The organism is Streptomyces sp. WM6372 (assembly GCF_001279655.1).
Classification (GTDB): Bacteria; Actinomycetota; Actinomycetes; order Streptomycetales; family Streptomycetaceae; genus Streptomyces.
Window position 1 is genome coordinate 18,525 of record NZ_LGDB01000215.1, and the last position, 26,679, is coordinate 45,203.

The window sequence follows — 26,679 nt, forward strand, 5'->3', positions numbered from 1 at the left end:
TACTACCTTCGACGGTACCCGAACGGGGGTACCCCGGTTCGGGTACCGCGCGGCGTTCAGGGCCTGCGCGGCCAGAGGTCCGGGTCCGGCGTGAAGCGGATCCGGAGCACCCCGTCGGCGAGGGCGGCGCCGGACACCGTGCAGCGGCGCAGCGCGGAGGGCAGTGGAACGATCCTGCGGTACGGGCCCGCCGCGAGCAGCAGCTCGTCGCCGCGCCGGACCAGGTCGAGGTCCCGCTTGTGGGCCCCGGGCAGCGGCACCACCCAGACGAGTACCCCGTCGTCGGCGAGCCGGTCCTCGACCACCCACGCGCTCCGGGCCCGCACTCGGGCCTCGGAGGCCCCCGGAAGGAGCCCTTCCGCCCCGGCCAGCCGAGTCAGGTCCTCCGGCCCCGAGGGGTCCCGCCCGAGGTGGCCGAGCGGCAGCACGGGCACGTCTCCGGCCGGTACGACCCCGGCCGACGCGGGCCCGGCCCACTGGGCGGCGTACTTCTCCTGCTGCGCGGCGAGCCCGGCCAGCCACGGGTCGGGCGAGCCCTGCGGCACCATCCGGTTGGCGACGATCGCGCCGACCGGGAGCTGTTCGAGGGCGAGGCCGAGCAGCCCGGTGCGCAGCGCGGCGTCGGCGCCCGGCCCCGGCTCGGCGACGATCCGCAGCGAGGTGCCGGCGGCCTCCACGACGGCCTGGACGGCGGCCAGCTCCTCGTCCCAGCGCGCGGCGGCCTCGTACAGCCACTGCGCGGGCATGGGTACGCCGGCCAGCTGGGCCAGTACGGGCCGCAGGGCGCGGGCCGCCTGCCGCTCGGCCGGGAGCAGCCGGGCCAGGTAGCGGCGCAGCTGGGCGGGGAGGGCGAGGGTGGCCACGGCCTGGTGGAGCGGGGGCAGGTCGACGACGACGAGGTCGGCGGCGGGGGCGGCGGCGGCCCGGCGCAGGGCGCGCAGCAGGGCGAACTGCTCGGCGCCGGGCAGCTCGGTGAGCTCCTCGGCCCCGAGCGGCCGGGCTCCGACCATGCCGAGGAGGGCCGATCCCCGCTCCTGGAGGGCGACGAGCTCCTCGCGGAACTCCTCGCCGGAGTCCACGCGGGCCACGAGCACCCCGCCGGCCGGTACGGCGGCCAGCCCGGGCGCGGCTTCGACGGACTCCCCCGCCGGCTCCCCGACCAGTGCGGCCAGGGGATCCCCGGGGTCTTGGGAGAGCAGCAGCACCCGCTGCCCGGTCCGCGCGGCGGCGACGGCCGTGGCCGCGGCCACGGTGGTCCGGCCGGCTCCGCCGGGACCGGTGATCAGCAGGATGCGCATGGATCAGGCCGACTCGACGCGCTTCTTCAGGCCCGCGAGGGCGCGGTCGATGATGACCTTCTCGGCCTTGCGCTTGATCATGCCGAGCATCGGGATCTTGACGTCGACGGTCAGCTGGTAGGTGACTTCGGTGCGCTTGCCGCCGTCCAGCGGGGCGAGCCGGTAGGAGCCGTCGAGCTGGCGCAGCATCTGCGACTTGTCCAGGGTCCAGCTGACCTCGTCGGCGCCCTTCCAGGAGTACGCCAGGGTGTGGTCGTCCTTGATCGCGCCCGCGTCGAGCAGCAGCCGGACCTTCTCGGCCCGGCCCTCGGCGTCGGTGGCCAGCACCTCGGCCTCCTTCACCTCGCCGGTCCACTCGGGGTAGCGCGCGAAGTCGGCGATCACGGCCATCACGTCGGCCGGCGCCGCATCGATCGTGATGCTCGAGCTGGTGTGTTCGGCCATGGCGGTCGCCCCTCCAGGGAGTTTTCGAGGAAGTGTGCGGCCCGTGGCCGCCGCGTGCAGGCTACCGTGCGTGCGGAGGTCACCACTCCAGGGCCCGGCTCACCACTCCAGGGCCCACGGCCTTCCGGTGGCGGCGAAGTGCCCGACGTTCACGCACTCCGTGGCGCCGATCCGCATCCGCCGCGCCAGCGGCTGGTGCACGTGCCCGAAGAGGGCGTACCGCGGCCGGGTCCGCCGGATCGCCGCGAGCAGGGCCTCGCTGCCGCGCTCGAAGCGGCGCGCGACCGTGTCGTAGCAGAGCTCCGGCACCTCCGGCGGGATGTGCGAGCACAGCACGTCCACCTCGCCGAGCGCCTCGACCTTGGCGGCGTACTCCGCCTCGTCCACCTCGTACGGGGTGCGCATCGGAGAGGGCAGTCCGCCGCCGACGAAGCCGAAGACGCGGCCGCCGATCTCCACCCGCTGCCCGTCGAGGACGGTGGTACCGGGTCCGGCGTACTCGGTCCACAGGCCCGGGATGTCGACATTGCCGTAGGTGGCGTACGTGGGCTGCGGGAACGCGGCGAACATCTCGGCGTACTGGCGGCGCACCGCGCCCTCGATCAGCTGTTCCCGGTCCAGCCCGGCCCACAGCCGGCGCCCGAGGTCGCGGGCCTCGTCGAAGCGGCGCTCGGTGCGCAGTGCGACGATCCGGTCGGCGTTCTCGACGCCGAACAGATCGGGGAAGATGCCGCGCGAGTGGTCGGCGTAGTCGAGGAAGAGCACGAGGTCACCGAGGCAGATCAGGGCGTCGGCGCCGTCCCCGGCCCGGGCGAGCGCCTCGGCGTTGCCGTGGACGTCGCTGACGACGTGGACCCGCGTACTGCTTTTCCTGCCACCCATGCGCTCCACCCTAGGGGGGCCCGGGTGCCGCGGGTAGAGGGGGTGGCACAGGCGGCCTACCTGCGGTTACTACCGAGTCGCAAACGAGGTCGACTACTGTCGGCATGGCACGGCCGCGTCATGTGACGCACGGAACATCTGGCCGGTTCCCTCTATCCGGAACCCACTACCGGTGGGTAACGTCCGGTCGGTCCACATGGTGGCGATGGCGCCCAGAGGAGCAGCAGTCTTGCGCGAGTTCAGCCTTCCGGCCCTGTACGAGGTCCCGTCGGACGGGAACCTGACGGATCTCATCCGCCGCAACGCCGCTCAGCATCCCGACACCGCCGTCATGGGCCGCAAGGTCGACGGCGGCTGGCAGGACGTGACGGCGACCGAGTTCCTCGCCGAGGTGCGCGCCGCCGCGAAGGGTCTGATCGCGGCCGGCATCCGGCCGGGCGACCGCGTCGCCCTGATCTCCCGCACCCGCTACGAGTGGGTGCTCCTCGACTTCGCGATCTGGAGCGCGGGCGGCGTCACCGTCCCCGTGTACGAGACCAGCTCGCCCGAGCAGATCCAGTGGATCCTCGGCGACTCCGGCGCCGTCGCCGTGATCGTCGAGAGCCCGGCGCACAGCGCGGCCGTGGCCTCGCTGCGCGACCGGCTGCCGGAGCTGCGCGAGGTCTGGGAGATCGAGCAGGGCGCGATCGCGGCGCTGAACGCCGCAGGGCGCGAGGTCGCCGACGCCGAGGTCGACGAGCGCAGTTCGCTCGCGAACGCCGACGACCCGGCCACCATCGTCTACACCTCCGGCACCACCGGCCGCCCCAAGGGCTGCGTGCTGACCCACCGCAACTTCTTCGCCGAGTGCGGCAACGTGGTGGAGCGCCTGAGCCCGCTGTTCCGCACCGGCGAATGCTCCGTGCTGCTGTTCCTGCCCGCCGCGCACGTCTTCGGGCGCCTGGTGGAGGTGGCGGCCGTACTGGCGCCGATCCGCCTGGGCTGCGTACCGGACATCAAGAACCTCACCGACGAGCTGCAGTCCTTCCGGCCCACGCTGATCCTCGGCGTGCCGCGCGTCTTCGAGAAGGTCTACAACTCCGCGCGCGCCAAGGCCCAGGCCGACGGCAAGGGCAAGATCTTCGACGCGGCGGCCGAGACGGCCATCGCGTACAGCCGGGCGCTGGACGCCCCGGGCGGCCCGTCCTTCGGCCTGAAGCTGAAGCACAAGGTCTTCTCGAAGCTGGTCTACAGCAAGCTGCACACGGTCCTCGGCGGCCGCGGCGAGTACGCGATCTCCGGCGGCGCCCCGCTGGGCGAGCGGCTCGGCCACTTCTTCCGCGGCATCGGCTTCACGGTCCTGGAGGGCTACGGCCTGACGGAGTCGTGCGCGGCCACCGCGTTCAACCCGTGGGACCGTACGAAGATCGGTACGGTCGGCCAGCCGCTGCCGGGCTCCGTGGTGCGCATCGCCGACGACGGCGAGGTGCTGCTGCACGGCGAGCACATCTTCAAGGAGTACTGGAAGAACGAGACGGCGACCGCCGAGGCGCTGACCGACGGCTGGTTCCACACCGGCGACGTCGGCACCCTCGACGAGGACGGCTACCTCGCGATCACCGGGCGCAAGAAGGAGCTCATCGTCACGGCGGGCGGCAAGAACGTGGCCCCCGCGGTGATCGAGGACCGGATCCGGGCGCACGCGCTGGTCGCGGAGTGCATGGTGGTCGGCGACGCGCGGCCGTTCGTGGCCGCACTGGTCACCATCGACGAGGAGTTCCTGGGCCGCTGGGCCGCGGAGCACGGCAAGCCGGCCGGGGTCACGGCGGCGGAGCTGCGCGAGGACGCGGACCTCATCGCCGCCGTCCAGCAGGCCGTGGACGACGGCAACGCGGCGGTTTCCAAGGCGGAATCGGTGCGGAAATTCCGCATTCTCCCCTCCCAGTTCACGGAGGAGTCGGGTCACATCACGCCTTCGCTGAAGCTGAAGCGGAATGTGGTGGCGAAGGACTTCGCGGACGAGATCGAGGCCCTGTACCGGGGCTGAGGCCGCGGTAACTCCCGGACAAGGGGGCCGAGTTCACGCCATACTTGAGCCGCTCGGCCATCTGCCGCTCCGCGACCACGGGAGTCCCATTGGACGCCATATTGGTTGTATCAAGCACTGATGTTAGTGAGGGCGAGAAGTCCACGGCTTCACTGCTCAAGTGGCTGTCCTACGACTCGGTGGTACGAAGGCACTGCCGGCCCGCTCCCGTGTACGCGCCGCCCGAGGCCGGGGGCATGGGGTCCGGGCTGGACGCGATCAGCGTGGTCATCCAGGACGTCAGCGCGCTCGGCAGCCTGGCGGCGGCGATCGCCGCGTGGCTGGAGGCCCGCGCATCCCGCCGGCCCACCGCGACCGTACGGATCAGCAGGGGCGACACCACGGTCGCCATCGACGGGGCCTCGCCGCGACAGGTGGCCGAGATCGCCGGGATGTTCGGCGTCCCGGACGCGACGGACGGGACGGGTTCGGCAGCGTCGGCGGCCTCGGCGGACACGGGACCTGCGGGCGGTCCCGGCCCCGAGCCGGGCAACGAGTAGCCGCCACGGCCATGGTCGTGCTTCCCGATCCGGCCTCCTCACGATGCCTGCTGGTCGGAGTGTCCGCGTACAACAAGGACGGCATGGACGACCTGGCCGCGGTCGCGAACAACCTCGAACAGCTGCGGGCCGTGCTCATGGACCCCGAGGTATGGGGTCTGCCGGAGGAGCACTGCGTCATCCTCCGCCCCCTGGTCGGCCAGGAGGTGCTCGACCGCATCCGCTCCCTCACGGAGGAGACCGAGGACACCTTCGTCCTGTACTACGCGGGGCACGGCCTCATCGACCCGGAGCACATCGACCACCTGTACCTGGCGATGCCCGACTCCTCCATGGACAAGCTGTACTGGTCCCTCTTTTATGGAGACGTCGTCAAGGCCCTCAAGAACTCGCGGTCCGGAGCCCAGCGCAACATCGTCATCCTGGACTGCTGCTACAGCGGCGCTGCTTCGAACGGGGGAATGGGAGGGAAGCGGCCACCCGAAGAACCACCCGTGGAAGGCATCTTCCTGCTGACCGCCACGGCCCGCAACGAACGGGCGAGGGCCCCCGAAGGGCAGCCCTTGACCGACTTCACCGCCGAACTCCTGTCCGTCCTGTCGGAGGGGGTTGCGGAGGGTCCTCGGTTCCTGGACCTGGACACCCTGCACCGACAGCTCCACCGCAGGATGCACCGACGCAACAGGACCCATCCGCAGCTGAGGTCCTGGGGCAGCCCTGCTCAGCTCGCCCTCGCCCACAACCGGCAGTACCGGGAACCACCTCCCGGGTCGACGGCACCGGAGCGGACCGCCGTCCCGACCGGGTCACGCGCACGCAAGCTGATCGGCGCTCTGGCCGCGGCCGTGACGGTCTTCGCGGCGGTCACCGTCCTGGTGCTGGACCCCTTCACCGGCGAGGGCTCGAAGGACGGCGGGCACTCCGCGTCCCCACCCGCAGTCGAGAGCCTGCTCCGCGCTGCCGGAAACAGCTTCACCGGGGACGTCGACCTGTCGGAGGAAGGGAGGATCGACTGGGTGCAGTGGGGGTACCTCCCCAAGGACCGCGGCGCCACGGCCGAGTACACCGGCGGGCCCGCGGAGTCGGAATGCCGCCCGTTGAACGTCTACTGCGTAACCCGCAGGGCAGACGCCTTCGTCATCGGAGACTTCACCGCGCTCGGTACCGAGCCCCCGGTCAGGCTGCACGCGAGCCGGCAGCCCGTGTCGTTCTCGTGGACCGGGGGCGCCGCCCCGCACGAGTCGGCGAGCGGCGTCCGTTCCGTGGTCTACCAGGGCGGCCCCGGCGCGGGGTTCCGCATCCTCGTTCCCACCAAGAGCACGACCCGCGTGTTCCGCCTCTACGTCTCCTACCGCCAGGGCGCGATCCGCTTCTCCGCCTCCCTCAGGAACGGCGGGCCACCCGCCTACTCGGATACCGCCGACACCGCATCCGGACCGCTGAACGAAAACTATTTCCGGGTGTACGAGATGACCTTCCGCACCCCGGAGCCCTCGCTCCTGGACGTCGAGATCACGCTCGAAAGCAACCACGGAGGCGGGAACGTGACCCTGATGGCGGCAACCCTGCAGTGAGCCCATGCGGTGCAGCGTGCCGCCGATCCCGATCGGCACACGACTGCACCGCAACCGCTCAGCGCGGGTCCTCGGCGAGGATCCGCGCCATGTTCCGCTCGGCGAGCGCGGTGATGGTGACGAACGGGTTCACCCCCAGCGAGCCCGGGATCAGGGAGCTGTCGACCACGTACAGCCCCTGGTACCCCTTGGCGCGGCCGTAGTCGTCGGTCGCGTCGCCGAGGACGCAGCCGCCGAGCGGGTGGTAGGTGAAGTTGTCGGCGAAGTTCCTGTTGTCGCCGAACAGGTCGTACCGGTAGATCGTGAAATTGGCCCGGTTGATCCGGTCGAAGAGGTTCTTCGCGGCCTGGACCGACGGGGTGTTCTGGTCGCGGCGCCAGTTCAGCCGCGCCGAGTCGGTGGCCGCGTCGTACGTGAAGTGCCCGCGCTCGGGGTTCTTGGTGATGGCCAGGTACATCGAGATCCAGTGCTCGAAGCCCATCGGCAGCGGGGCGATCTCGGCGAACACCGGGTTGGCGGCGTTGTCCCAGTCGTCGATGCCCAGGGCGGGCATGGTGGCCTGGTTGCAGCCGACCGTGTCCCACAGGTGGTTGGCCCGGGCGGTCATGATGTTGCCGTTGTGGCCCCAGCCGAGACCGACCTTCTCGCTGAGCCCGGGCAGGGTGCCCCGCTCGCGGGCGCGCAGCAGGATCTCGGTGGTGCCGAGGCTGCCGGCGCCGAGGAAGAGCTGCTTGCAGCCCAGCTCCCTGACCTGGGTGATCCTCCCCGTCAGATCGCTGGTCTGCACGGTGAGCACGTAGCCGCCGGCCGGGTCCTGGCGCACCCCGACGACGCGCTGCATGGTCTCGATGGTGATGTTGCCGGTGCCGATCGCGGCCGCGAGGTAGGTCTTGTCGACGCTCTTCTTGCCGAAGTTGTTGCCGTAGATGACCTCGCCGGCCAGCGCCGAGCGGGTGGCGGTGCCGGCGGCCTCGCGCTGCATGTACCGGAAGTCGTACACGTTGGGTACGAAGGTGGTCTTCAGGCCGGTGTTCTGGGCGTGCTTGCGGGAGATCCGGGCGAACCGGTACCACTCCGTGGACTCGAACCATCCCGGGTCGATGTCGTTGACGCCGAGCATCGCGCGGGCGCGCGGGTAGTACGTGCCGTACATCTCGTCGGCGTCGACCCGGGGCAGCACCTCGGAGAAGTACGAGCGCCGGGGCGTCGGGGCCATGCCGCCGTTGACGAGGGAGCCGCCGCCGACGCCGCGGCCGACGTAGACGGACATGTCGCCGTGGTTCACGCGGTCGAGGACGCCGGGGTAGGGGCTGATGTCCCGGTTGACGACGTCGAGCCAGAGGAACTGGGCGAGCGGGGCCTCGGTGCGGGTGCGGAACCACATGGAGCGCTGGTCGGGCGCGGAGGTGGAGGGGAAGACCTTGCCGTCCGGGCCGGGGGTGTTCCAGAGCCGGCCCATCTCCAGGACGACGGTCCGTACGCCGGCCTGCCCGAGCCGGAGGGCGGCGACGGCCGAGCCGTAGCCGGAGCCCACGACGATGGCGGGGGCGTACTGCGCGGCGGGGGGCTCGGCGGCGGCCGCCGATGAGAGCCCTATGCGGGTGAAGCCGAGGGCCGCGGCGGTCTGGAGGGCGCCGATACCCAGGAAGTGACGGCGCGTCAGCTGAGGTGTCATGGCCGCATCATGGGCGGAATCGGGCCGTCCACCCAGAGGCGGTGTTGACAGACATCTGAGGAACAGTCAGGCGTGGCGGAGGATCACGGACCCCGGGGCGGGGCCGGGGCCCGCCGCACCCGGCCTCAGACCTGTTCGGTCGGCAGGACCACCATCTCCGTCACCGCGACCCGCCACGGCCGCGTGACGCCGTACGCGATCGCGTCCGCGATGTCCTGCGCCTCCAGCCGCTCGATGCCCCCGAACATCTGCTCCAGCGCCTGCTGCATCTCGGGGGAGTTGTGCCCGCGCAACTCGGTGTCCACGGCGCCCGGCTCCACGACGCAGACCCGCACGTGCTGCGGCGCCAGCTCCTGGCGCAGGGCCTCGCTGAAGGCGACCACGCCGAATTTCGTGGCGCAGTACGCCGTGGCCGTGGCCACGGCCCGGCGGCCCGCCAGGGAGGACACGTTGACGATGTCGGCCACCTTCCGGGGGCCGTCCCCGGCGGCCCTGACGAGGTGCGGCAGGGCCGCGTGGGTGGTGTGCATCAGGGCGGTCAGGTTGACGTCCACCGAGCGCTTCCAGTCGGCGAGGGGCGACTCGGAGGCGTACCCGAGGAGCATCAGACCCGCGTTGTTGACCAGGGTGTCGAGGCGCCCGAGCTCCTCGACCGTACGCTCCACCACGCGCGCGGCCTCGGCCTCGTCGGCGATGTCGGCGGGCAGGACGAGCGCGGTGCCGCCGCCGGCCTCGATCCGGTCCGCCAGTTCCGTGAGCCGCTCCGCCCGCCGTGCGGTGAGCGCGACGGCGGCGCCCTTTCCGGCGAGCGTCAGGGCGGCCGCCCGGCCGATCCCGCTCGAAGCACCGGTCACCAGGGCCACGGTGCCGCGCAGCACGTCGTCCATCGTCCTCACCCACTCCTCGCCGGCGCGCCGCGGTCGGGCACGTCCGCAGACATGCCTTCCGTGTCCGCCGGCACATGCACGGCCGCGCCGTCGACCCGCCCGGGTCGGCGTAATCGCCGGGCCGGCGTCATCACGCCGCGGGCCGCGTCATCGCTCGGGCCGACGTCATCGCGCGGGCCGGCGCCATCGCACGGGCCGGCGCCATCGCACGGCCGGCGTCATCGCGCGGGCCGGCGCCATCGCACGGCGGGAGCGGCCGGTGGCGCCCCGCGGCCGGCCCGTCCGCCCGGGTCGGTCAGAGCAGTTCGCGCAGGCGGTCGGCCAGCAGGTCCCAGCGCCACTTCTCCTCGACCCAGGCGCGGCCCCGCTCCCCCATGCGGCGGCGCAGCTCCGGGTCCTGGAGCAGGGCGATCACCCGGTCCGCCGCGTCCTCGGGGACTCCGCCCCGGACCACCCAGCCCGTCTCGCCCTCCAGCACCGCGTCCGGCGCCCCGCCCGAGTCGCCCGCGACCACCGGCAGGCCGGTCGCCGAGGCCTCCAGGTAGACGATGCCGAGGCCCTCCACGTCCAGTCCGCCCCGCCGGGTCCGGCACGGCATCGCGAAGACGTCCCCGGCGCCGTAGTGCGCGGGCAGTTCGGCCCACGGGACGGCGCCCGTGAAGACCACCGAGTCCGCGACCCCGGTGGAGACGGCCAGCGCCCGCAGGTCCGCCTCGTACGGGCCGCCGCCGACCACCAGCAGTACGGCGTCCGGCACCGCGGCCAGGATCCGCGGCATCGCCTCGATCAGCGTGTCCTGCCCCTTGCGCGGGACCAGCCGCGAGACGCAGACCACCACCGGCCGGTCCGACAGCCCCAGCCGGGCCCGGATCTCCGCGCCGCCCGACCCGGGGTGGAAGGTCTTCTCGTCCACCCCCGGCGGGAGCTGCACCATCCGCGCCGCCGCCCGGTCCGTCAGCGCCGAGGCGATCCGCGAGCGCGTGTACTCGCCCAGGTACGTCAGCGTGTCCGTACCCTCGCCGATCCGGCGCAGCAGCTGCCGCGCCGCCGGCAGCTGCGCCCAGGCCGCCTCGTGCCCGTGGGTGGTGGCCACGATCCGCCTGGCCCCGGCCCGGCGCAGCGCCGGGCCCATCAGCCCCAGCGGGGCGGCCGCCCCGAACCACACCGACTCGCAGCCGTGCTCGCGCAGCAGCCCGACCGCCCGCCGGGTCACCCGCGGGGTCGGCAGCAGCATCGTCGTACGGTCGCGCACGACCGGGAACGGCTGCTCGGCGTCGAAGGCGGCGGTGGCCTCGCGGCCCTCCGCGCCGTGCTTCCAGGTGGAGGCGTAGACGACGATCCGGTCGGGATCCAGCCGCAGTGCCATGTTGTGCAGGAAGGCCTGGATGCCGCCCGGTCGCGGCGGGAAGTCGTTGGTCACGATCAGCGTCTTGTGCATTGCCTGCCGACAGTACCGGACACCCCCGCGCGGCCCCTCCCCCCGGCCGCAGGCGCGGCTACGGCGCGCCCAGCTCCTCGCGCAGGCCCGCCTGCCAGGCCAGCGTCAGGCCGGGCAGATCGCCGCCGACGGTCTCCTCCAGGGCCGTCGCCAGGGGCTCGCGGCCCGCCCGTTCGTAGAGGCGGACCAGCGTGGCGTCGCCCCACTTGGCCGCGATCAGCCGGCAGGCCAGCCAGGCGCCCTCGTACGCGCGGGCCAGCGCCTCCGGGTCGCCGCCGAACGCGAACGCCCCGTCGGCGGGGAGCGCGGCCGGCAGCTCCCCGCGGCGCACCGCCCGGCCCAGCGCGGGCGCGGCCTCCCGCGCGGTGGCGCTCCCGCCGCGGTACGCCGCCCAGTCCGCGAAGCCCTCCGAGAGCCACAGCGGGGTCCGGTCGGTGGTCGCGGCGCGGGTGGCCACGTGCGTGACCTCGTGGGTCAGGACGACGCCCCGGCCCGCCGCGCTGAGCTCCGCCCAGCCCTCCGGGTTGACGACGACCCGGTCGGCGGGGGCCGCCGCGGCGCCCACCCGGCCCGTCGTGACCGCCCCCATGCCCCGGTACTCGGCGGCCGGCCGCCCCAGCAGCTCCGCCATCCGCTCCAGGGAGCCCGGCACCAGCACCACCACCCGGCCCGCCCACGCCCGCGGCCAGGCGGCGCTCGCCGCGGGCACCGCCCGCTCGGCCTCCGCCGCGACGGCGGCCAGGGTCTGCGGGGACTGCCCGACGCCGAGCACCAGCGCGCGGGCCCCCTTGACCGCCTCCACCGGGCCCTGGTCCCACAGCTGCGGCGGCGCGCCCGGCGCGGGCCGGTCCCCGGTGACCCGCCACCGCCCGCCGTCCGCGCCCTCGCGGCTCAGCAGCACCTCGCGCGCCGATCCGGCCGGGGCCGTGTCGTAGCCGGTGAGCCGGTAGCGCAGTTGCGCGCGGGCGGTGGCCCGCTCGCCGTCCCGGTGGACCGCGGAGACCTCGTACGCCCATCCCTCCAGCGGGATCCCGGCGAGCTGCGCGGGCGGCGTCCGCGACCAGGCGGCGACGGCCTCCCGGACGTCCCCCTCGGCGGCGTCCCGCACCGCGGGCGCCCCGCATCCCGCGAGCAGCGCGCTCAGCAGGAGCGGCAGTACGCGTACGAGGAGCCGGTGGAGCGGGGACATCCGACGATCGTACGCACGCCCCGCACCGGCGGCGGTCAGGGACGGCTCAGGGAAGGCTCAGGGACGGGTCACGGAGGCCACCGGCATCATCCCGACCGGGTCGTACCGCACCCGCGCGCCCGGGTACGGGGCGTGCACCACCTGGCCGTTGCCGACGTACATGCCGACGTGGCTGGCGTCCGAGCGGTACGTGACCAGGTCGCCCGGCTGCGCCTGCGAGAGCGGGACCTGGCGGCCCGCGTACCGCTGGGCCTGCGAGGTGCGCGGCAGGGAGACGCCCGCCTGCCGGTACGACCACACCATCAGCCCGGAGCAGTCGAACCCGGAGGGCCCGGTGGAGCCCCAGATGTACGGGCGGCCGACGGCGGACCGGGCGGCCATCACTGCGGTCGCGGCGCGGCCCGAGGAGGGACCGAGCGAGTTCAGCTCGGGCAGGCCCCCGGGGCGCTCGCCGGAGCGCGAGGCCCGCTCGAAGTCGGCCCGCTCCTGACTGGGCATGGCGTTCAGGAGCCGGCGGGCGTCGGCCAGCTTGGCGGTGACGGCGCGCTTCTGGCGGGCCACGTCGGCCCGTACGGAGTCGAGTTCGGCGAGCTTCTGCGAGGCCTCGTGGCGCTGCTGGACCAGCCGGCGCTGCTCCTTGCGCAGTTCGTCGAGCCGGCGGGCCTGCCGGTCCGTCAGCCGGTTCAGCTGGGAGGCCTTGTCGAGGTATTCGTCCGGGTCCTCGGAGAGCATCAGCTCGACGGCGGGGTCGATGCCGCCGGAGCGGTACTGGGCTCCGGCGAAGGTGCCGAGGAGGCCGCGCATGGTGTTGATGCGGTCCTGGCCGCGGGCCAGTGCGTCCTGGGCCCGGTCGATCTCGGTGCGGAGCCGGTCGGCCCGCTCGCCCGCCCGGTTGTAGCGCTCGGTGGCCTGTTCGGCCTCCTCGAAGAGCCGGTCGACCTGGGCGCGGGCGCCTGCCGCGGGATCCTGCGGCAGCGTGGGGGCCGCGCTCGCCGTCGCACCCGTCATGGCTGCCGCGGCGGTGGCCGCGGCGACGGTCAGGACGGTGACCCTGGTGCTCCTGTCGAGGCTGCCGAGCCCGGGCCGACGATGGGACGCCACTGGAACCGCTCCCTTCCGCTGCACGGGACCGGGTCCGCCCTCCGTGGACGGCCGTGTGCCGGGTTCCGCGCTGGCAGACAGTAACCGCGCCGCCACACCCCGGCCAACGACCCCCGCGGGACGCATACGCCGACGCCCCGCCGGAGACGCAGGTCACCGGCGGGGCGTGTGGTCACAGCGGGGCCGCGGAATTCGCCCGGATGGGCGGTGTGCGGCGCGTCCCGGGGCGGGCGCGTGGCCCTCGGGGCGGGTCAGCCGACGCGGACGCCGAACTGGAACGGCATGTTCTTCATGGCCTCGTAACGGACGCCACCGGTCGGGTTGGAGGCGTGGAAGACCTGGCCGTTGCCCGCGTAGAGGCCGACGTGGTGCAGGTCGTCGTAGAAGAGGACCAGGTCTCCGGGCTGGAGGTCGCTCTGGTTGTAGATGCGCGTGCCGTCGTTGGCCTGCGTGGTGGTGACGCGGCTGATCTTGACGCCGGCCTGGGCGTAGGCCCACTGGGTCAGGCCCGAGCAGTCCCACGAGTCGGGGCCGGTGTCGCCCATGTGGTAGCGGTCGCCCTTCTGGGTGATCGCGGCGGCGAGGGCCGCCCCGGCCCGGCCCGAGCCCTTCACCGCGCCCTTGGAGCCGGCGGCGTCCGCGGCGGCCTGGCCGTCCTTGGCCGCGTCGCTCTTCAACTGGCCCCGCTCTTCGGTGGTCAGCGTGTTGAGGAGGGCCTGGGCGTCGGCGAGCTTGCTCTGGGCGGCCGCCTTCTTCTCGGCGAGTTCCTTGCGGACGGCTTCGAGGTCGGCGAGCTTGCCGGTGGCTTCCTGACGCTGCTGCGAGAGGCTGCGCTGCTTGGCCTGGATCTTCGTTATCGCCTCGACCTGCTTGCCGCTCACCTGCTGGAGCGTGGAGGCCTTGTCGAGGAAGGCATCCGGGTCGGAGGACAGCAGGAGCAGCATGGACGGGTCGAGGCCGCCGCCGCGGTACTGGGCCGTCGCCATCGAACCGAGCGTGTTGCGCAGGCCGTTGAGCTCGTCCTGGCCGCGCGCGACCTGGTCCTGGAGCTGCGAGATCTCCTTCTCCAGCTTCTCCTGGCGCTCCTTGGCCCCGTTGAACTTCTCGGTGGCCTGCTCGGACTCCTCGTAGAGGGCGTCGACCTTGCTCTTGACCTCGTCCTTGCCCGGCTTGGCCGGGGCGGCCATGGCCGAGTGGGAGGAGAGGGCGACGGCCGCGGTGGCGAGGGCGGTGAGCACGCTCACGCGGGTGCGGGTCGGCGGCTTGGGTCGACGGTGGGACGCCACGAACGCGAGCTCCTTATGCCTGGAGCCGCCGATTACAGTCGCAGGGCTCGGCAGCGCACCTCCGCCGTCACCCCGAATGAGTGAACTACCGCACGAAGGTTTGAGCCGACCCTAGTGACCTCGCTGTGATCAGTTCAAATCCTGTCGGCAAAAAACTTGGCTGCCGACCAGGTTCTTTACCTACAGCCCACGCTCTGTGCAGGGCACTTGACGGTACGTTCCCTGCCGGCCCTGTGAAATCGGGCATTTCAGCTACGAGTTACGAAACGCGCGAAAGCCGCTTCAGCAACAAAGCGGACGTCACGGGCCGGGCGCCGGCCTTCGCCACGCCGTCGGCCACCTCGCGGTCGGTGGAGACCACGACCACCGGCCGGCCGGGCGGTTCCGCGCGCACCAGCTGGCGGATCAGCTCGTCCGCCGTCACACCGGGCTTGGAGAACAGCACCCGCACCCCGCGCGGCGGCGCGAGCAGCACCGGGGCCGCCAGCTCCGCGCCGTCGAAGACGCACGTCATCTCCGCGCCCGTCTGCGCGGCCAGCATCGACAGCCCGCCCAGCAGCCGCAGCCGCTGCTTCTCCAGCGGCATCGTCGGATAGCCGGTCTTCGTCACGTTGTAGCCGTCGACCACCAGATGGGCCTGGGGCAGCGCCAACAACTGGTCCAGCAGCGCGGGATCCGTCTCCGACAGGGCGCGTGCCGCGATGTCCTTCGGGGTCATCCGGCCCGGCTCCACCGCGTCCACGGTGTCGGCCGGCCGCGTCGACACCGGCGGCAGCGCCAGCTCCCGGCGCAGCCCCTGGGCCGCGTCCAGCACCGTGTCCAGCAGCAGCCGCAGCCGCATGTCCTCGACGCTGCGGCCCTCGCGGGTGGCCCGGCGGGAGGTCTCCAGCGCCGTCTCCACCTCCGCGAGGCGGGACTTGAGGCGCCGGGTCTCGCTCTCGGCGGCCGCCACCTGCGCGGCCGCCTCGCCCCGGATCCCGTCGATCTCGGCGGTGACCTTGCGCAGGGCCGCCTCGCCGCGCTTCACATCGCTCTGGGCGCTGCGCAGCTTGCGCTGAAGCGATTCCGCTTCCTTGCGGGCCGCGTCCAGCTCGGTCCGTACCTGCTCGCCGCCCAGGCGCTGCGCGTCCCGTGCGTGGGCCAGTTCCTCGCGCAGCCGGTCCAGTTCGCGCCGGGTCTCCTCGCCGACCCGCTCGGCGTCGGCGCGCTGCGCCTCCTCGCCCGCGGCGGCCACCAGCTTCACCCAGCCGACCGGGCGCAGTACGTACGCGGCGGCCGCCACGTCCAGCGGGTCCGCGGCGGCGGGCGGGGCGCCGGACTCCAGCGCACCGGCCAGCTCGGCCTGGGCCTCGCGGAGCTTCTCGGCGACGCGGCCCCGGAAGAGGGCGTCCGCCTCCACCGCCGCGGCCATGGCGTTGCCCGCGAACTTGGCGCGCCGGGTCGGGGTGAACCGGGCGTACTGGCGCAGCTGCGCGGGGAGGTCCGCGACCGTCAGTCCGCCGAAGGCGTCCGAGACGAGCGCGACGACCCGGCGCCGCACGCCTTCCGGCAGCGGGCGGTCGAGCACCTCGGCGGCGTCGCCGGCCGCGTCGGCCGGCTCAGCGCCGCTTGCTGGCTCCACAATCCGTCACCCCTACCGTCATTCACCTGTGGGCGGGGCTCCGTCAGGAGTCCGCGCCCGGCCTGTCCACGAGCTCGATCTGGTCCACCGCGTTGCACCACCGGCAGCGGACCGACTCGATGGTCTCATTGACCACCTCGCGCTCCTCGACCTTGGGCTCCCCGGCAAGATCCAGGTGGACGTACTCCACGACCTTCGACGAACGAGTGACGTCGAAACGCGTGAGGTTGCCGCACAGCGTGCAGCGCCACCGGGTGGTGTCGGTCGGCAGGGGAACCGTCATCAGGCCGCTCTCTCCTTCGTAGCTGATTCAATTAAAGCCGCCGTCCGCGTCAATCGGCGGACCGCAGCACGTAACCCTACGGCCTGCCGGTGCTCGGGGAGGGTCCGCTTGGGTCATGCTCGATCGCATGATCGTAAAGTGGCAGGCCCTCCGGGAGGCCGCCCGGGGCCCGGTGGTCGTCCACGCGCTGATCGCGGGCTGCTGCGTGGTGTTCCTGCTCGGCCCGGCCTCGGGGCTCGATCCCTCGTACGGGACGGGCGAGCGGTTAGTGGAGACGGGGACCGCGTACTTCCGGCGCTGGGGCGTGGTCCCGGACGAACTCTTCACCGGCTCGGCGCGGGCCCTGCTGACACCGCTGACCGCCTTGTTCGTGCACGGCAGCTGGCTGCACCTGCTCGGCAACATGCTGTTCCTGTACGTCTTCGGCGTGATGACGCAGGAGCGGATGGGGCGGCCGGAGTTCCTGTCGTTCTACATCTGTACGGGCTACCTGGCGCTGGCGGCGTACGCGGCGGCCAACGCCTCCTCGCCGCAGACGCTGGTGGGTGCGTCCGGCGCGATCTCGGCGGTGCTCGGAGCCTTCCTGTGCCTGTTCCCGCGAGCGCGGGTGACCAGCTTGTTCCCCTTCCTGCTCTTCCTCCCGCTGCGCTTCCCCGCGTGGATGGTCCTGCTGTTCTGGTTCGCCCTCCAGTGGGTGGCCGCGCACCGCGCGGGAAGCGGCCCCGGGGTGGCCTACCTCGCCCACCTGGTGGGCTTCTCGCTCGGCTTCGTCTACGCGTGGGTGCGCTATCGGCGTACGACTAGAGTGAGGCGACCAGCGACGGCCACCGAGGGAGACAGCCAGCCGTGATCACCGCGATCGTGCTCATCAAGACCAGCGTGGACCGCATCCCCGAGATCGCCGAGTCGATCGCCGCGCTGGACAGCGTCAGCGAGGTCTACTCCGTCACGGGGACGTACGACCTGATCGCCCTGGTCCGCGTGGCCCGCCACGAGAACCTGGCGGACATCATCCCGGGCCGCATCAGCAAGATCCCGGGCGTCGAGGCGACGGACACCCACGTGGCGTTCCGCACGTACTCCCAGCACGACCTGGAAGCGGCCTTCGCCATCGGCCTCGACGCCTGACCTCACGCCCGCACGCCCCCCGCACGGAGCGGACGGGGCGCGGCAGGACCCCGGAGCGCGGTCCCGACGGGGTGTCAGACGGCCGGTACGCAGCGGCCTTCCTCGGTGCGGTACTGCCACTTGGCTCCGGAGGTGACCAGTTCCTTCACGGCGCCGACGAAGCGGTCGACGTGCTCGTCCGGGGTGCCGGCGCCGAAGCTGACGCGGATCGCGTTCAGGGAGCGCTCGCCCGGGGCCCCCTCGGGGGCTCCGCATTCGCCCTGCGCCTGCGGCTCGCTGCCCAGCAGGGTGCGGACCAGCGGGTGGGCGCAGAACAGGCCGTCGCGGACGCCGATCCCGTACTCCGCCGACAGCGCCGCCGCGAAGTGCGAGCTGTTCCAGCCGTCCACCACGAAGGAGATGACGCCGACCCGCGGGGCGTCGTCGCCGAAGAGGGACAGGACGCGGACGGCCGGGACCTCCGCCAGGCCGTCCCGGACCTTGGCGATCAGGTGCCGCTCGCGGGCGACGAGGCCGTCGAAGCCCGCCTCGGTCAGGGCCTTGCAGGCCGAGGCGATCGAGTACACGCCGATCACGTTCGGGGAGCCGGCCTCGTGGCGGGCCGCCGTCGTGTGCCACTCGACGTCGACGCCGCCGTCCGCGCGGCGGGCGACCTTGCGGGAGGCGCCGCCGCCGGCCAGGTACGGCTGCGCCTGCTGCAGCCAGTCCGCGCGCCCGGCCAGTACGCCCGAGCCGAACGGCGCGTACAGCTTGTGCCCGGAGAAGGCCACCCAGTCCACGTCCAGCTCCTGCACGGAGACGGGGTGGTGCGGGGCCAGCTGGGCGGCGTCCAGGACGATCCGCGCGCCGTGGGCGTGCGCCGCGGCGGCGAGCTCCTTCACCGGCCACAGCTCACCGGTGACGTTGGACGCGCCGGTGACGCACACCAGCGCCGGGCCGTAGGGGTCGCGCTCCGCCAGCGCCCGCTCCAGGGTCTCCACGGCCTGGACCGGGGTCCGCGGCGCGTTGAGGTACGTGACCTGCGCGTCCCCCCACGGCAGCAGCGAGGCGTGGTGCTCGGTCTCGAAGACGAACACCTGGCAGTCGGCCGGCAGCACGGCGGCGAGCAGGTTCAGCGAGTCGGTGGTGGACCGGGTGAAGATCACCTGATCGGACGGACGGCAGTCGAGGAACTCGGCGACCGTCACGCGGCTCTGCTCGAAGAGGTCCGTGGACAGCTGGGAGAGGTAACCCGCGCCGCGGTGCACGCTGCCGTAGTACGGGGCGTACGCGGCGACGTCGTCCCAGACCCGCTGGAGCGCGGGGGCGCTGGCCGCGTAGTCGAGGGCCGCGTACGTGACCTCGCCGCCCGTGACGAGCGGGACGGTGACGTCCCGGCCGAGGACCGGCAGCGGCTGGGCACAGGCGGGGTCGACGGCGTCGGTGGCGGCGGTGCTGGTGGTGGCGGCGTTCGGGTACGTGGACATGGCGGTATCTCCCGGCAGGACAGGCTGAATGGCTTCGGACGGCCCGTACGCGGAGGCACGCGGCACACGCGTCCCGGAAACGGGTGCGCGGATGCACGGGTGCGGGTGGGTACGGGAGTTGCCTCGACGCGCGGACGACTCAGGACCGCACGGAGGGTGAAGAAGGGGCGGAGTCGCCCTATCGCATTCGCTTGCTCACGGAAAAGCTCCTCGAGGGACCAGGACCCCTGGTGTCGAGGGATCCGCGCTTGCCGCAGGCCTTTCTGCCTGCGACCTGGTCATCACCCGGGGCACCCCGCCACGGAAGGAGGGTTGCCGGACAGCAAGCCGGGGCCAAAACGCTGTCACTCGTGACCTGGTCAGCATCCTGCCACAAGATCCCCCGCGCACAAGACCCCGGTCCGCATGGTGGACCGGGGCCTTGGCCGGAAACGATCAGGTGCCACTCGCCACGTTCACGCGTTGCTGGCCGCCACCCAGCGGTCCAGGGCCGCGCGGGCCGCGCCCGAGTCGATGGACTCGGCCGCACGGGCGACCGCGCTGCGGATCTGGTCCTCCAGGGGGCCCGTGCCCGGGTCCAGGGCCACCAGGGCCGCCGCCGCGTTGAGCAGGACCGCTTCGCGCACCGGGCCGGTCTCGCCGGCCAGCAGCCGACGGGCCACGTCCGCGTTGTACGAGGCGTCCGCGCCCCGCAGCGCCGAGACGTCGACCAGCGGGATGCCGACGTCGCGCGGGTCGAACGACTGCTCGTCCACCCGGCCGTCGCGGACCCACCACACCCGGGAGGTCGCGGTGGTCGTCAGCTCGTCCAGGCCGTCGTCCCCGCGGAACACCAGCGCCGAGGAGCCCCGCTCGGCGAGCACGCCCGCCACGATGGGCGCCACCCGGGGGTCGGCCACACCGGTCGCCTGGGCCCGTACCCGCGCCGGGTTGGTCAGCGGTCCGAGGAAGTTGAACAGGGTCCGGATGCCCAGCTCCTTGCGGGCGGCGGCCACGTGCCGCAGCGCCGGGTGGAACTTCACGGCGAAGCAGAACGTGATGCCGGCCTCCTCCGCGACCCGCACCACCCCGGCGGGGGTCAGGTCCAGGTTGACGCCGAGCTTCTCCAGGACGTCCGAGGACCCGCTCGCGGAGGACGCGGCCCGGTTGCCGTGCTTGACCACCTTGGCACCCGTACCGGCCACGACGATCGCCGACATCGTGGAGATGTTCACCGTCTTGGCCCCGTCGCCGCCGGTGCCGACGATGTCCACCGTCCGGCCCGGCACCTCGATCAGGTTGGCGTGTTCGTACATGCTCCCGACGAGGCCGCTGATCTCCTCGACCGTCTCCCCCTTGGCCCGCAGCGCCACCACGAAGCCCGCGATCTGGGCGTCCGTGGCCTCCCCGCGCATGATCCGGTCCATGGCCCAGGCCGTCTCGTCGGAGCGCAGGTCCTGGCCGGTCAGCAGGGCGTCGAGGATGCCCGGCCAGCCGCGGGCCGCCACGCTGTCGCCGCCTGCCGGGGTCGCAACGTTCATGGTCCGCTCCTGCTGTTGATCGGCCACCCGATGTCGGGGCCCACTCGAATGGGAAGGGGTTCAGCCTATCCAGCCCCGGGGACGGCAAAGAGCCCCGTCCGGACACTGGACGGGGCTCTCGCCGTGGCGACACCAGGACTGACCTGAATCAGTCCCTCAAGCGGGATCAGTGGTGGCCGTGGCCGCTCTGGATCTCCTTGTACTCCTCCACCGTGGGCTTCGGAATCTGGTTGTTCTCGGCGTAGAAGCCCTTGCTGAGCTTCGCGCGGAGCTTCTCCTTGCGGCCGACCTTGCGCTCGACGCCGTTCTCGTCGACCGTCGGGCCGATCTCGACCGGCTTGTACTGCTCGTGCGCGGTCAGCGTGTGCAGCTTGGCCTGCGAGAGCGGCTCGTGGACCTCGACGAACTCACCGTGCGGCAGGCGCTTGATGATGCCGGTCTCGCGACCGTGCAGCACCTTGTCGTGGTCCCGGCGCTGGAGGCCGAGGCAGATGCGCTTGGTGACGATGAACGCGAGGACCGGGACGACGAAGAAGCCGATCCGGACGAACCACGTGATGTTGTTGATCGAGAGGTGGAAGTACTGCGCGAACATGTCGTTTCCACCGCCGATCAGCAGCACGATGTACTCCGCGATCCAGGCGACACCGAAGGCCGTACGGGTCGGGACGTTGCGCGGGCGGTCCAGGATGTGGTGCTCGCGCTTGTCCCCGGTGACCCAGGACTCGATGAACGGCCAGGCGGCGATCGCGCCCAGCACGACCGGGAAGATGACCAGCGGGATGAACACGCCCAGGACGAGCGTGTGGCCCCACAGGTTGATCTCCCAGCCCGGCATGGCACGGATCAGGCCTTCCGGCATGCCCATGTACCAGTCGGGCTGCGCACCGGTGGACACGTGGTCCGGACGGTACGGGCCGAGCGCCCAGATCGGGTTGATCGAGGCGAGCGCCGCGATGGCCGCGATGACACCGAAGACCAGGAAGAAGAAGCCTCCGGCCTTGGCCATGTAGACCGGCAGCAGCGGCATGCCGACGACGTTGTTGTTCGTCTTGCCGGGACCCGCGAACTGGGTGTGCTTGTGGTAGAAGACCAGGATCAGGTGGGCCACCAGCAGGCCCATCATGATGCCGGGCAGCAGCAGGATGTGGATCGAGTAGAACCGCGCGACGAAGTCGCCGCCGGGGAACTCGCCGCCGAAGAGGAAGAACGAGATGTACGTGCCGACGATCGGCACGGACAGGATCGCGCCCTCCATGAAGCGGACACCGGTGCCCGAGAGCAGGTCGTCCGGCAGGGAGTAACCGGTGAAACCGGTGAACATGCCGAGGACCAGCAGCAGGAAGCCGAAGATCCAGTTGACCTCGCGCGGCTTGCGGAACGCGCCGGTGAAGAAGACGCGCATCATGTGCACGACCATGCCGGCGACGAAGATCAGCGCCGCCCAGTGGTGGATCTGCCGGATGAGCAGACCACCGCGGACGTCGAAGCTGATGTCCAGGGTCGAGGCGAAGGCCTCGGACATCTGGACGCCCTGCATCGGCACGTACGAGCCGTGGTACACGACCTCGTTCATGCTCGGGTGGAAGAACAGCGTCAGGTACACACCCGTGAGGATGATGATGATGAAGCTGTAGAGGCAGATCTCACCCAGCATGAAGGACCAGTGGTCCGGGAAGATCTTGCGCATGTTGGACTTGGCCAGGCTGTAGATGCCCAGGCGTCCGTCGGCCCAGTCCGCTACCCGCTCGCCCTTGGAAGGCGCGGAGCGCTTGGTATCAGTGGCAGTGCTCATCCGCGCTCCCAGAATGCAGGACCGACGGGCTCTTCGAAGTCGCCGAGCGCTTCGAGGAAGCCTTCACCGTTCACGCCGATCCGCAGCTGCGGAAGCGCGTGGCCGGCCGGACCGAAGATGACTCGGGCGCCGTCGGAGAGGTCGAAGGTGGACTGGTGGCACGGGCAGAGCACGTGGTGGGTCTGCTGCTCGTACAGGCTGATCGGGCAGCCGACGTGGGTGCAGATCTTCGAGTAGGCCACGATGCCCTCGTGGGACCACTCGAGTTCCTGCTTGTCCTTGATGTCGTCCGGCTTGATGCGGACGATCATCAGGGCGGCCTTGGCGATCTGCGTCTGGAAGTCGTGCTGCTCCTCCTCCAGGCCCTCGGGCCTGGCGAAGGTCAGCGAACCGACCAGCACGTCCTCGGGACGCAGCGGCTCGTTCGTGTTGTCGTTGATGAGCAGCTTGCCCTTGGCCCACACGGTCTTGCGCAGCTTCTCCTCGGGCAGCGGGCCCAGGTCGCGCATGATCATGAGAGCGGACAGCGGCAGCATGGACAGCGCGCCGAGCATGGTGTTGCGGATCAGCGGGCGGCGGGCGATGCCCGACTCGTTCGCGCCGTCGGCGAAGTCCTGCATGACCTTCGCCTTGAGCTCCGGCGGCGCCGCGATCTCGTGGCGCTCGTCGGCGACCTCGACGTCGGACATCAGGGTGCGGGCCCAGTGGACCGCTCCCGCGCCGATGCAGAAGAGGGCGGTGCCCAGGGTCAGACCGAGGGCGAAGTTGAGCCCGCTCACCTTCCCGACCGGGAAGATGTAGACGATCTTGTCGACCGGGATGGTCACGTACGAGACGATGAAGCCGATCGTGGCCAGCATCGACAGCGTGAACAGCATCGCCACGGTGCGCTCGGAGCGCCTCGCGGCCCGCTCGTCGATGTCCTGGATACGGGGCTTGTGGACCGGCAGGCCCGGGTCGGCGAACGGATCGTCCGCGACTGCTACGCCACCGTGGTGCGCGTCGCCCTGCTCGCTCGGCAGGTGCTTCTCTTCGGGAATGTCTTGGCTACTCATGACTTCTTGGCCTTAGCGGTGTGGGCCGCGACCCAGACGGCGACAGCGATCAGCGCACCCAAGCCGAAGATCCAGCCGAACAGACCCTCGGAAACGGGGCCGAGGCCACCGAGCTTCAGGCCGCCAGGGCTGACCGACTGCTCGCCGTTCACGTGCTGGAGGTACGCGATGATGTCCTTCTTCTCCTTCGTCGGCATGGTGCTGTCCGGGAAGGAGGGCATGTTCTGCGGGCCGGTGAGCATGGCCTCGTAGATGTGCTTCGGCTCGACGCCCTCGAGGTTGGGGGCGTACTTGCCGTTCGTCAGCGCGCCGCCTTCGCCGGTGAAGTTGTGGCACTGCGCGCAGTTGTTGCGGAAGAGCTCACCACCCCTGGCGATGTCGGCGCCCGCCGGGTCGTACTGCTTCTCGGTCGGCACGATCGGGCCGGCGCCGAGGGAGGCGATGTAGGCGGCGAGCTGGTCGATCTGCGCCTGGTCGTAGATGACCGGCTTCTTCGGCACCTGCACGCCGGGCTGCTGGGCGGGCATGCGGCCCGTGCTCACCTGGAAGTCGACGGCCGCGGAGCCGACGCCGACCAGGCTGGGGCCGTCAGTGGAACCCTGACCGCCGGTTCCGTGGCAGCTTGCGCAACCCACGGCGTAGAGCTTCTTGCCCTCCTCGATGGCGAGGGACTGGGCGGTTTCATCGGCCTGCGCCTTGCCCGCGGGGGCGAAGGCGGCGTACAGCCCCCCAGTGGCCGCCAGCGCGAGGAGTAGAACGACGACCGCCGCCAGCGGATGGCGTCGTCGTGCGGAGAGCTTTTTCACGGATTACCCCGGTGTCAGGATCTTCTGCGTCGGTGTTTCTGGATGGAGTGCCGGGTCTGGCCCGGTGACGTGTTCGCTACTTGATCAGGTAGATCGTCGCGAAGAGGCCGATCCAGACGACATCGACGAAGTGCCAGTAGTAGGACACGACGATGGCCGACGTGGCCTGTTCGTGGGTGAACCTCTTGGCCGCGTACGTCCGGCCGAGGACCAGCAGGAAGGCGATGAGACCGCCCGTCACGTGCAGACCGTGGAAGCCGGTGGTCAGGTAGAACACCGAGCCGTACGGACCTGACTTGAGAGACATGCCCTCGTGCTTGACCAGCTCGGTGTACTCGAACACCTGGCCGCCAATGAAGATCGCACCCATGACGAATGTGATCATGAACCACGACCGGAGCTTCTTCACGTCACCGCGCTCGGCTGCGAATACGCCGAGCTGGCAGGTGAGGGAGGAAAGCACCAGGATCGTCGTGTTCGTCGCCGAGAAGGGCAGATTCAAGGCCGAAGCCTGCTCTGACCAGTACTCGGCACCTGTCACGGATCGCAGGGTGAAGTACATCGCGAAGAGGGCCGCGAAGAACATCAGCTCGGAACTCAACCAGATGATGGTTCCGACGCTGACGAGGTTCGGCCGGTTGACCGTCGGGTGCGCGTGCCCGGTATCTACTGTCGTTGCTGTCGCCACGACCGACATTATGTCGGTCGCTTATCCCGCCCTCACCCCGGGGGGTGCCGTTCGGAGTGTCAGGGGCGTGTGCAAGGCCCGAACGGCCCATCAGATCGGCCCCGGGACCTTCATCGGCGAGGCTGTCCGAACCGATGTTGACACCGGGTCGGACGGAGTAGCATCCCGCGCAACATCAACGTGATTCACGGCACCGTGGAGGAACGAAATGCGGTCGACTGCACGGGTTCTGGTCTACAGCGACGACGCGAGCACCCGCGAGCAGGTGCGGCTGGCGGCCGGGCGCAGGCCGGCCGCGGACCTGCCGCCGGTCGAGTTCGTGGAATGCGCCACGCTCCCGGCCGTCCTGAGCGAGCTGGACGCGGGCGGGATCGACGCGTGCGTACTGGACGGCGAGGCGGTTCCGGCCGGCGGCATGGGCGTGTGCCGGCAGATCAAGGACGAGATCTTCCAATGCCCGCCGGTACTGCTGCTGATGGGGCGCCCGCAGGACGCCTGGCTCGCCACCTGGAGCCGCGCGGACGCGGCGGTGACCCTTCCGGTCGACCCGGTGGAGTTCGCGGACGCCCTGGCGGGCCTGGTGCGTTCCCGGCTGTCGTCGGCCGCCTGACGCGCGGCCGCCGCCGGCGCGCCGGAATCCGTACGTACGGGCTCCGGCGCGCCGGTGCGGGGTCCTGCGGGGCCCGTCCGGCCCGGATCGCGGGCCGGGCCGGACGGGGCTCAGACCTGCGGGCGCAGCCGGGCCTGGTCGATCGGACTGCGGCCTTCCTGGGTGCCCTTGAGGAGGGCGCTGCCGTCGCGCCACTCCTTCCAGTCCAGGTTCCAGTCGCCGAAGCCGTTGCCGAAGGGCTCCATGTCGTCGCCGATACTGTTGATCACCCGGATGATGTCGCCCTCGGTGATGTTCTCGTAGAACCAGGCGGCGTTGCCCGTGCTCATGCCGGTGCAGCCGTGGCTGACGTTCTCGGAGCCCTGCGAGTCCACGGACCACGGCGCGGCGTGCACGTATTCACCACTCCAGGTGACACGGGTCGCGTAGTAGACGGGCAGGTTGTAGTACTCGCTGCCGCCGATGCCGACGGTGTCGCCGCGCATCTGGACGAAGTACTGCTTGCCGAGCACCACCTTGACCCCGTTGCGGGTGGAGAAGCCCGGCTTTCCGGTGGTCACCGGAATGGTGTTGATCACTTCTCCGTTGCGCTCGAACGTGAGGTAGTGCGCGGACGCGTCCGTGGTGACCTCGACGCGGTCCCCGATCTCCAGCGTCAGCGGCTTGGCCGCGGCCCCGTGGAGCTCGTCGGAGATCTTGATGCCCTCCAGGCTGCTCCGTACGGAGACGGTGGAGTGCGCGGGCCAGTAATCCTTCGGGCGGAAGTGCAGGTGCTTGTCGTCCACCCAGTGCCAGGCGCCCTCGACGCCCGACGGCGTGGAGACGACCAGGCCCCGCTCCACGATCGCCCGGGCGGCCTTGTCCGTGATGGGCTCGTTGAGTTCGGCCGTGAGGGGCTGTCCGACGCCGTACTTGCCCTCGTCCGGCCCGAATTCGACCTTGAGGACCTTATCGGCCGGAGTGGTCTCGAACGTCAGCCTGCGCTGCCCCGGAGCGCCGCGCTCGTCCTCGGTGTTCACCAGCACCGTGTAGTGGACACCGGCGGCCATCGGGACGGTGCTGTGCCAGCGGTCGCCCTTGGCGCTCAGCTCGCCCGCGAGACGACGCCCCTGGGCGTCCACGGCGGACACGTCGGTGATCCGGCTGCCGCCGGTGCCCTTGGCGGTGATCTCCAAGGGCTTCTCGGGGTCGACGGGCCGCCCGCCCGGCGGCTGGTTGAAGACGACCTGGTCGCCCGCGTCGTACGGGCGGGCTGACAGCGGGTTGTCTCCGGGCCCGCAAGCGGTGGCGCCGGCCCCGAGGGACGCCACCAGCACGGAGCAGCTGAGTACCGTCCAAAGACGCGGTGAGTGCTTCATGGAGCCCACG

At 71.5% G+C, this 26,679-nt stretch carries 24 protein-coding genes and 1 riboswitch; of the genes, 6 read left to right on the plus strand and 18 right to left on the minus strand.

Annotation, left to right across the window (positions count from 1 at the left end):
• Positions 1–56: 56 nt before the first annotated feature.
• From ADK52_RS29595 to ADK52_RS29605, 3 genes are all read right to left on the minus strand, one after another.
• Entirely contained in the window at positions 57–1,298 is a 1,242-nt protein-coding gene (locus ADK52_RS29595; RefSeq protein ID WP_053692923.1) for an ArsA-related P-loop ATPase, read from the minus strand.
• A gap of 3 nt (positions 1,299–1,301) precedes the next feature.
• Positions 1,302–1,742 (minus strand): SRPBCC family protein, encoded by a 441-nt coding sequence (locus ADK52_RS29600; protein ID WP_053692924.1) that lies wholly within the window; start codon positions 1,740–1,742, stop codon positions 1,302–1,304.
• 99 nt (positions 1,743–1,841) lie between these two features.
• Entirely contained in the window at positions 1,842–2,624 is a 783-nt protein-coding gene (locus tag ADK52_RS29605) for a metallophosphoesterase family protein (protein ID WP_053692925.1), read from the minus strand.
• A 229-nt stretch (positions 2,625–2,853) separates the two neighbouring features.
• Here ADK52_RS29605 and ADK52_RS29610 point away from each other — a divergent pair, with 229 nt between their 5' ends.
• The 3 genes from ADK52_RS29610 (at position 2,854) to ADK52_RS29620 (ending at position 6,763) form a co-directional block, all read left to right on the plus strand.
• On the plus strand, positions 2,854–4,650 hold the full coding sequence (locus tag ADK52_RS29610) for an AMP-dependent synthetase/ligase (RefSeq protein ID WP_053692926.1): 1,797 nt from the start codon (positions 2,854–2,856) through the stop codon (positions 4,648–4,650).
• A gap of 89 nt (positions 4,651–4,739) precedes the next feature.
• Positions 4,740–5,189 (plus strand): effector-associated constant component EACC1, encoded by a 450-nt coding sequence (locus tag ADK52_RS29615; protein ID WP_159046057.1) that lies wholly within the window; start codon positions 4,740–4,742, stop codon positions 5,187–5,189.
• A gap of 11 nt (positions 5,190–5,200) precedes the next feature.
• The gene (locus ADK52_RS29620; RefSeq protein ID WP_053692928.1) at positions 5,201–6,763 is read left to right on the plus strand and encodes a caspase family protein; all 1,563 of its coding nucleotides are present in this window, start codon (positions 5,201–5,203) and stop codon (positions 6,761–6,763) included.
• 58 nt (positions 6,764–6,821) lie between these two features.
• Here ADK52_RS29620 and ADK52_RS29625 read toward each other — a convergent pair whose 3' ends face one another.
• From ADK52_RS29625 to ADK52_RS29660, 8 genes are all read right to left on the minus strand, one after another.
• Positions 6,822–8,438 carry a GMC oxidoreductase gene (locus tag ADK52_RS29625; RefSeq protein ID WP_053692929.1) on the minus strand — a complete coding sequence of 539 codons (1,617 nt, stop codon included), beginning with the start codon at positions 8,436–8,438 and terminating at the stop codon, positions 6,822–6,824.
• A 125-nt stretch (positions 8,439–8,563) separates the two neighbouring features.
• A complete protein-coding gene (locus ADK52_RS29630) occupies positions 8,564–9,325 on the minus strand; it encodes an SDR family NAD(P)-dependent oxidoreductase (protein WP_053692930.1) in 762 nt (253 codons plus the stop codon).
• A 295-nt stretch (positions 9,326–9,620) separates the two neighbouring features.
• Complete coding sequence (locus tag ADK52_RS29635) at positions 9,621–10,763, minus strand: glycosyltransferase family 4 protein (protein ID WP_053692931.1); 1,143 nt, start codon at positions 10,761–10,763, stop codon at positions 9,621–9,623.
• Between the two features lie 58 nt (positions 10,764–10,821).
• Positions 10,822–11,952: a hypothetical protein gene (locus ADK52_RS29640; protein ID WP_053692932.1), complete on the minus strand. Its 1,131-nt coding sequence runs from the start codon at positions 11,950–11,952 to the stop codon at positions 10,822–10,824.
• A gap of 57 nt (positions 11,953–12,009) precedes the next feature.
• Positions 12,010–13,053, minus strand: coding sequence for a C40 family peptidase (locus ADK52_RS29645; RefSeq protein WP_053692933.1), 1,044 nt, complete (start codon positions 13,051–13,053; stop codon positions 12,010–12,012).
• Positions 13,054–13,304: 251 nt separating this feature from the next.
• Entirely contained in the window at positions 13,305–14,339 is a 1,035-nt protein-coding gene (locus tag ADK52_RS29650) for a C40 family peptidase (protein ID WP_053692934.1), read from the minus strand.
• Positions 14,340–14,598: 259 nt separating this feature from the next.
• A complete protein-coding gene (locus ADK52_RS29655) occupies positions 14,599–15,963 on the minus strand; it encodes an NYN domain-containing protein (RefSeq protein WP_053692935.1) in 1,365 nt (454 codons plus the stop codon).
• Positions 15,964–16,003: 40 nt separating this feature from the next.
• Complete coding sequence (locus tag ADK52_RS29660) at positions 16,004–16,243, minus strand: hypothetical protein (protein WP_008738811.1); 240 nt, start codon at positions 16,241–16,243, stop codon at positions 16,004–16,006.
• A gap of 127 nt (positions 16,244–16,370) precedes the next feature.
• Between ADK52_RS29660 and ADK52_RS29665 the strand changes: the two genes are divergently transcribed.
• Together ADK52_RS29665 and ADK52_RS29670 are read left to right on the plus strand one after the other, a co-directional pair.
• Positions 16,371–17,093, plus strand: a complete 723-nt coding sequence (locus tag ADK52_RS29665; RefSeq protein ID WP_053693019.1) for a rhomboid family intramembrane serine protease — start codon at positions 16,371–16,373, stop codon at positions 17,091–17,093.
• Positions 17,090–17,371 carry an Lrp/AsnC family transcriptional regulator gene (locus tag ADK52_RS29670; protein ID WP_008738815.1) on the plus strand — a complete coding sequence of 94 codons (282 nt, stop codon included), beginning with the start codon at positions 17,090–17,092 and terminating at the stop codon, positions 17,369–17,371. Before ADK52_RS29665 ends, ADK52_RS29670 begins: the two co-directional genes overlap by 4 nt.
• Positions 17,372–17,445: 74 nt before the next feature.
• On the opposite strand, the gene ADK52_RS29675 is transcribed toward ADK52_RS29670, so the two are convergent.
• The 6 genes from ADK52_RS29675 to ADK52_RS29700 form a co-directional block, all read right to left on the minus strand.
• Entirely contained in the window at positions 17,446–18,837 is a 1,392-nt protein-coding gene (locus ADK52_RS29675) for an aminotransferase class V-fold PLP-dependent enzyme (protein WP_053692936.1), read from the minus strand.
• A 239-nt stretch (positions 18,838–19,076) separates the two neighbouring features.
• A riboswitch (SAM riboswitch) is annotated at positions 19,077–19,193 on the minus strand.
• Between the two features lie 99 nt (positions 19,194–19,292).
• A complete protein-coding gene (gene trpD / locus ADK52_RS29680; RefSeq protein WP_053692937.1) occupies positions 19,293–20,357 on the minus strand; it encodes an anthranilate phosphoribosyltransferase in 1,065 nt (354 codons plus the stop codon).
• A 166-nt stretch (positions 20,358–20,523) separates the two neighbouring features.
• Positions 20,524–22,152 (minus strand): cytochrome b, encoded by a 1,629-nt coding sequence (locus ADK52_RS29685; RefSeq protein ID WP_053692938.1) that lies wholly within the window; start codon positions 22,150–22,152, stop codon positions 20,524–20,526.
• A complete protein-coding gene (locus tag ADK52_RS29690) occupies positions 22,149–23,207 on the minus strand; it encodes a ubiquinol-cytochrome c reductase iron-sulfur subunit (protein ID WP_053692939.1) in 1,059 nt (352 codons plus the stop codon). Before ADK52_RS29690 ends, ADK52_RS29685 begins: the two co-directional genes overlap by 4 nt.
• On the minus strand, positions 23,204–24,013 hold the full coding sequence (locus ADK52_RS29695; RefSeq protein WP_030156111.1) for a c-type cytochrome: 810 nt from the start codon (positions 24,011–24,013) through the stop codon (positions 23,204–23,206). Before ADK52_RS29695 ends, ADK52_RS29690 begins: the two co-directional genes overlap by 4 nt.
• A 76-nt stretch (positions 24,014–24,089) precedes the next feature.
• The gene (locus ADK52_RS29700; RefSeq protein WP_030863506.1) at positions 24,090–24,710 is read right to left on the minus strand and encodes a cytochrome c oxidase subunit 3; all 621 of its coding nucleotides are present in this window, start codon (positions 24,708–24,710) and stop codon (positions 24,090–24,092) included.
• Between the two features lie 199 nt (positions 24,711–24,909).
• Between ADK52_RS29700 and ADK52_RS29705 the strand changes: the two genes are divergently transcribed.
• On the plus strand, positions 24,910–25,311 hold the full coding sequence (locus tag ADK52_RS29705; protein WP_053692940.1) for a chemotaxis protein CheY: 402 nt from the start codon (positions 24,910–24,912) through the stop codon (positions 25,309–25,311).
• Positions 25,312–25,421: 110 nt separating this feature from the next.
• On the opposite strand, the gene ADK52_RS29710 is transcribed toward ADK52_RS29705, so the two are convergent.
• Positions 25,422–26,669: a L,D-transpeptidase gene (locus ADK52_RS29710; protein ID WP_053692941.1), complete on the minus strand. Its 1,248-nt coding sequence runs from the start codon at positions 26,667–26,669 to the stop codon at positions 25,422–25,424.
• Between the last annotated feature and the right edge of the window lie 10 nt (positions 26,670–26,679).

Coding starts and splice junctions, on each gene's coding strand:
- ADK52_RS29595 (WP_053692923.1), bottom strand. CDS start 1,298: ATGCGCATCCTGCTGATCACCGGTCCCGGCGGAGCCGGCCGGACCACC.
- ADK52_RS29600 (WP_053692924.1), bottom strand. CDS start 1,742: ATGGCCGAACACACCAGCTCGAGCATCACGATCGATGCGGCGCCGGCC.
- ADK52_RS29605 (WP_053692925.1), bottom strand. CDS start 2,624: ATGGGTGGCAGGAAAAGCAGTACGCGGGTCCACGTCGTCAGCGACGTC.
- ADK52_RS29620 (WP_053692928.1), top strand. CDS start 5,201: ATGGTCGTGCTTCCCGATCCGGCCTCCTCACGATGCCTGCTGGTCGGA.
- ADK52_RS29625 (WP_053692929.1), bottom strand. CDS start 8,438: ATGACACCTCAGCTGACGCGCCGTCACTTCCTGGGTATCGGCGCCCTC.
- ADK52_RS29630 (WP_053692930.1), bottom strand. CDS start 9,325: ATGGACGACGTGCTGCGCGGCACCGTGGCCCTGGTGACCGGTGCTTCG.
- ADK52_RS29635 (WP_053692931.1), bottom strand. CDS start 10,763: ATGCACAAGACGCTGATCGTGACCAACGACTTCCCGCCGCGACCGGGC.
- ADK52_RS29640 (WP_053692932.1), bottom strand. CDS start 11,952: ATGTCCCCGCTCCACCGGCTCCTCGTACGCGTACTGCCGCTCCTGCTG.
- ADK52_RS29660 (WP_008738811.1), bottom strand. CDS start 16,243: ATGACGGTTCCCCTGCCGACCGACACCACCCGGTGGCGCTGCACGCTG.
- ADK52_RS29665 (WP_053693019.1), top strand. CDS start 16,371: ATGATCGTAAAGTGGCAGGCCCTCCGGGAGGCCGCCCGGGGCCCGGTG.
- ADK52_RS29675 (WP_053692936.1), bottom strand. CDS start 18,837: ATGTCCACGTACCCGAACGCCGCCACCACCAGCACCGCCGCCACCGAC.
- trpD (WP_053692937.1), bottom strand. CDS start 20,357: ATGAACGTTGCGACCCCGGCAGGCGGCGACAGCGTGGCGGCCCGCGGC.
- ADK52_RS29685 (WP_053692938.1), bottom strand. CDS start 22,152: ATGAGCACTGCCACTGATACCAAGCGCTCCGCGCCTTCCAAGGGCGAG.
- ADK52_RS29690 (WP_053692939.1), bottom strand. CDS start 23,207: ATGAGTAGCCAAGACATTCCCGAAGAGAAGCACCTGCCGAGCGAGCAG.
- ADK52_RS29700 (WP_030863506.1), bottom strand. CDS start 24,710: ATGTCGGTCGTGGCGACAGCAACGACAGTAGATACCGGGCACGCGCAC.
- ADK52_RS29705 (WP_053692940.1), top strand. CDS start 24,910: ATGCGGTCGACTGCACGGGTTCTGGTCTACAGCGACGACGCGAGCACC.
- ADK52_RS29710 (WP_053692941.1), bottom strand. CDS start 26,669: ATGAAGCACTCACCGCGTCTTTGGACGGTACTCAGCTGCTCCGTGCTG.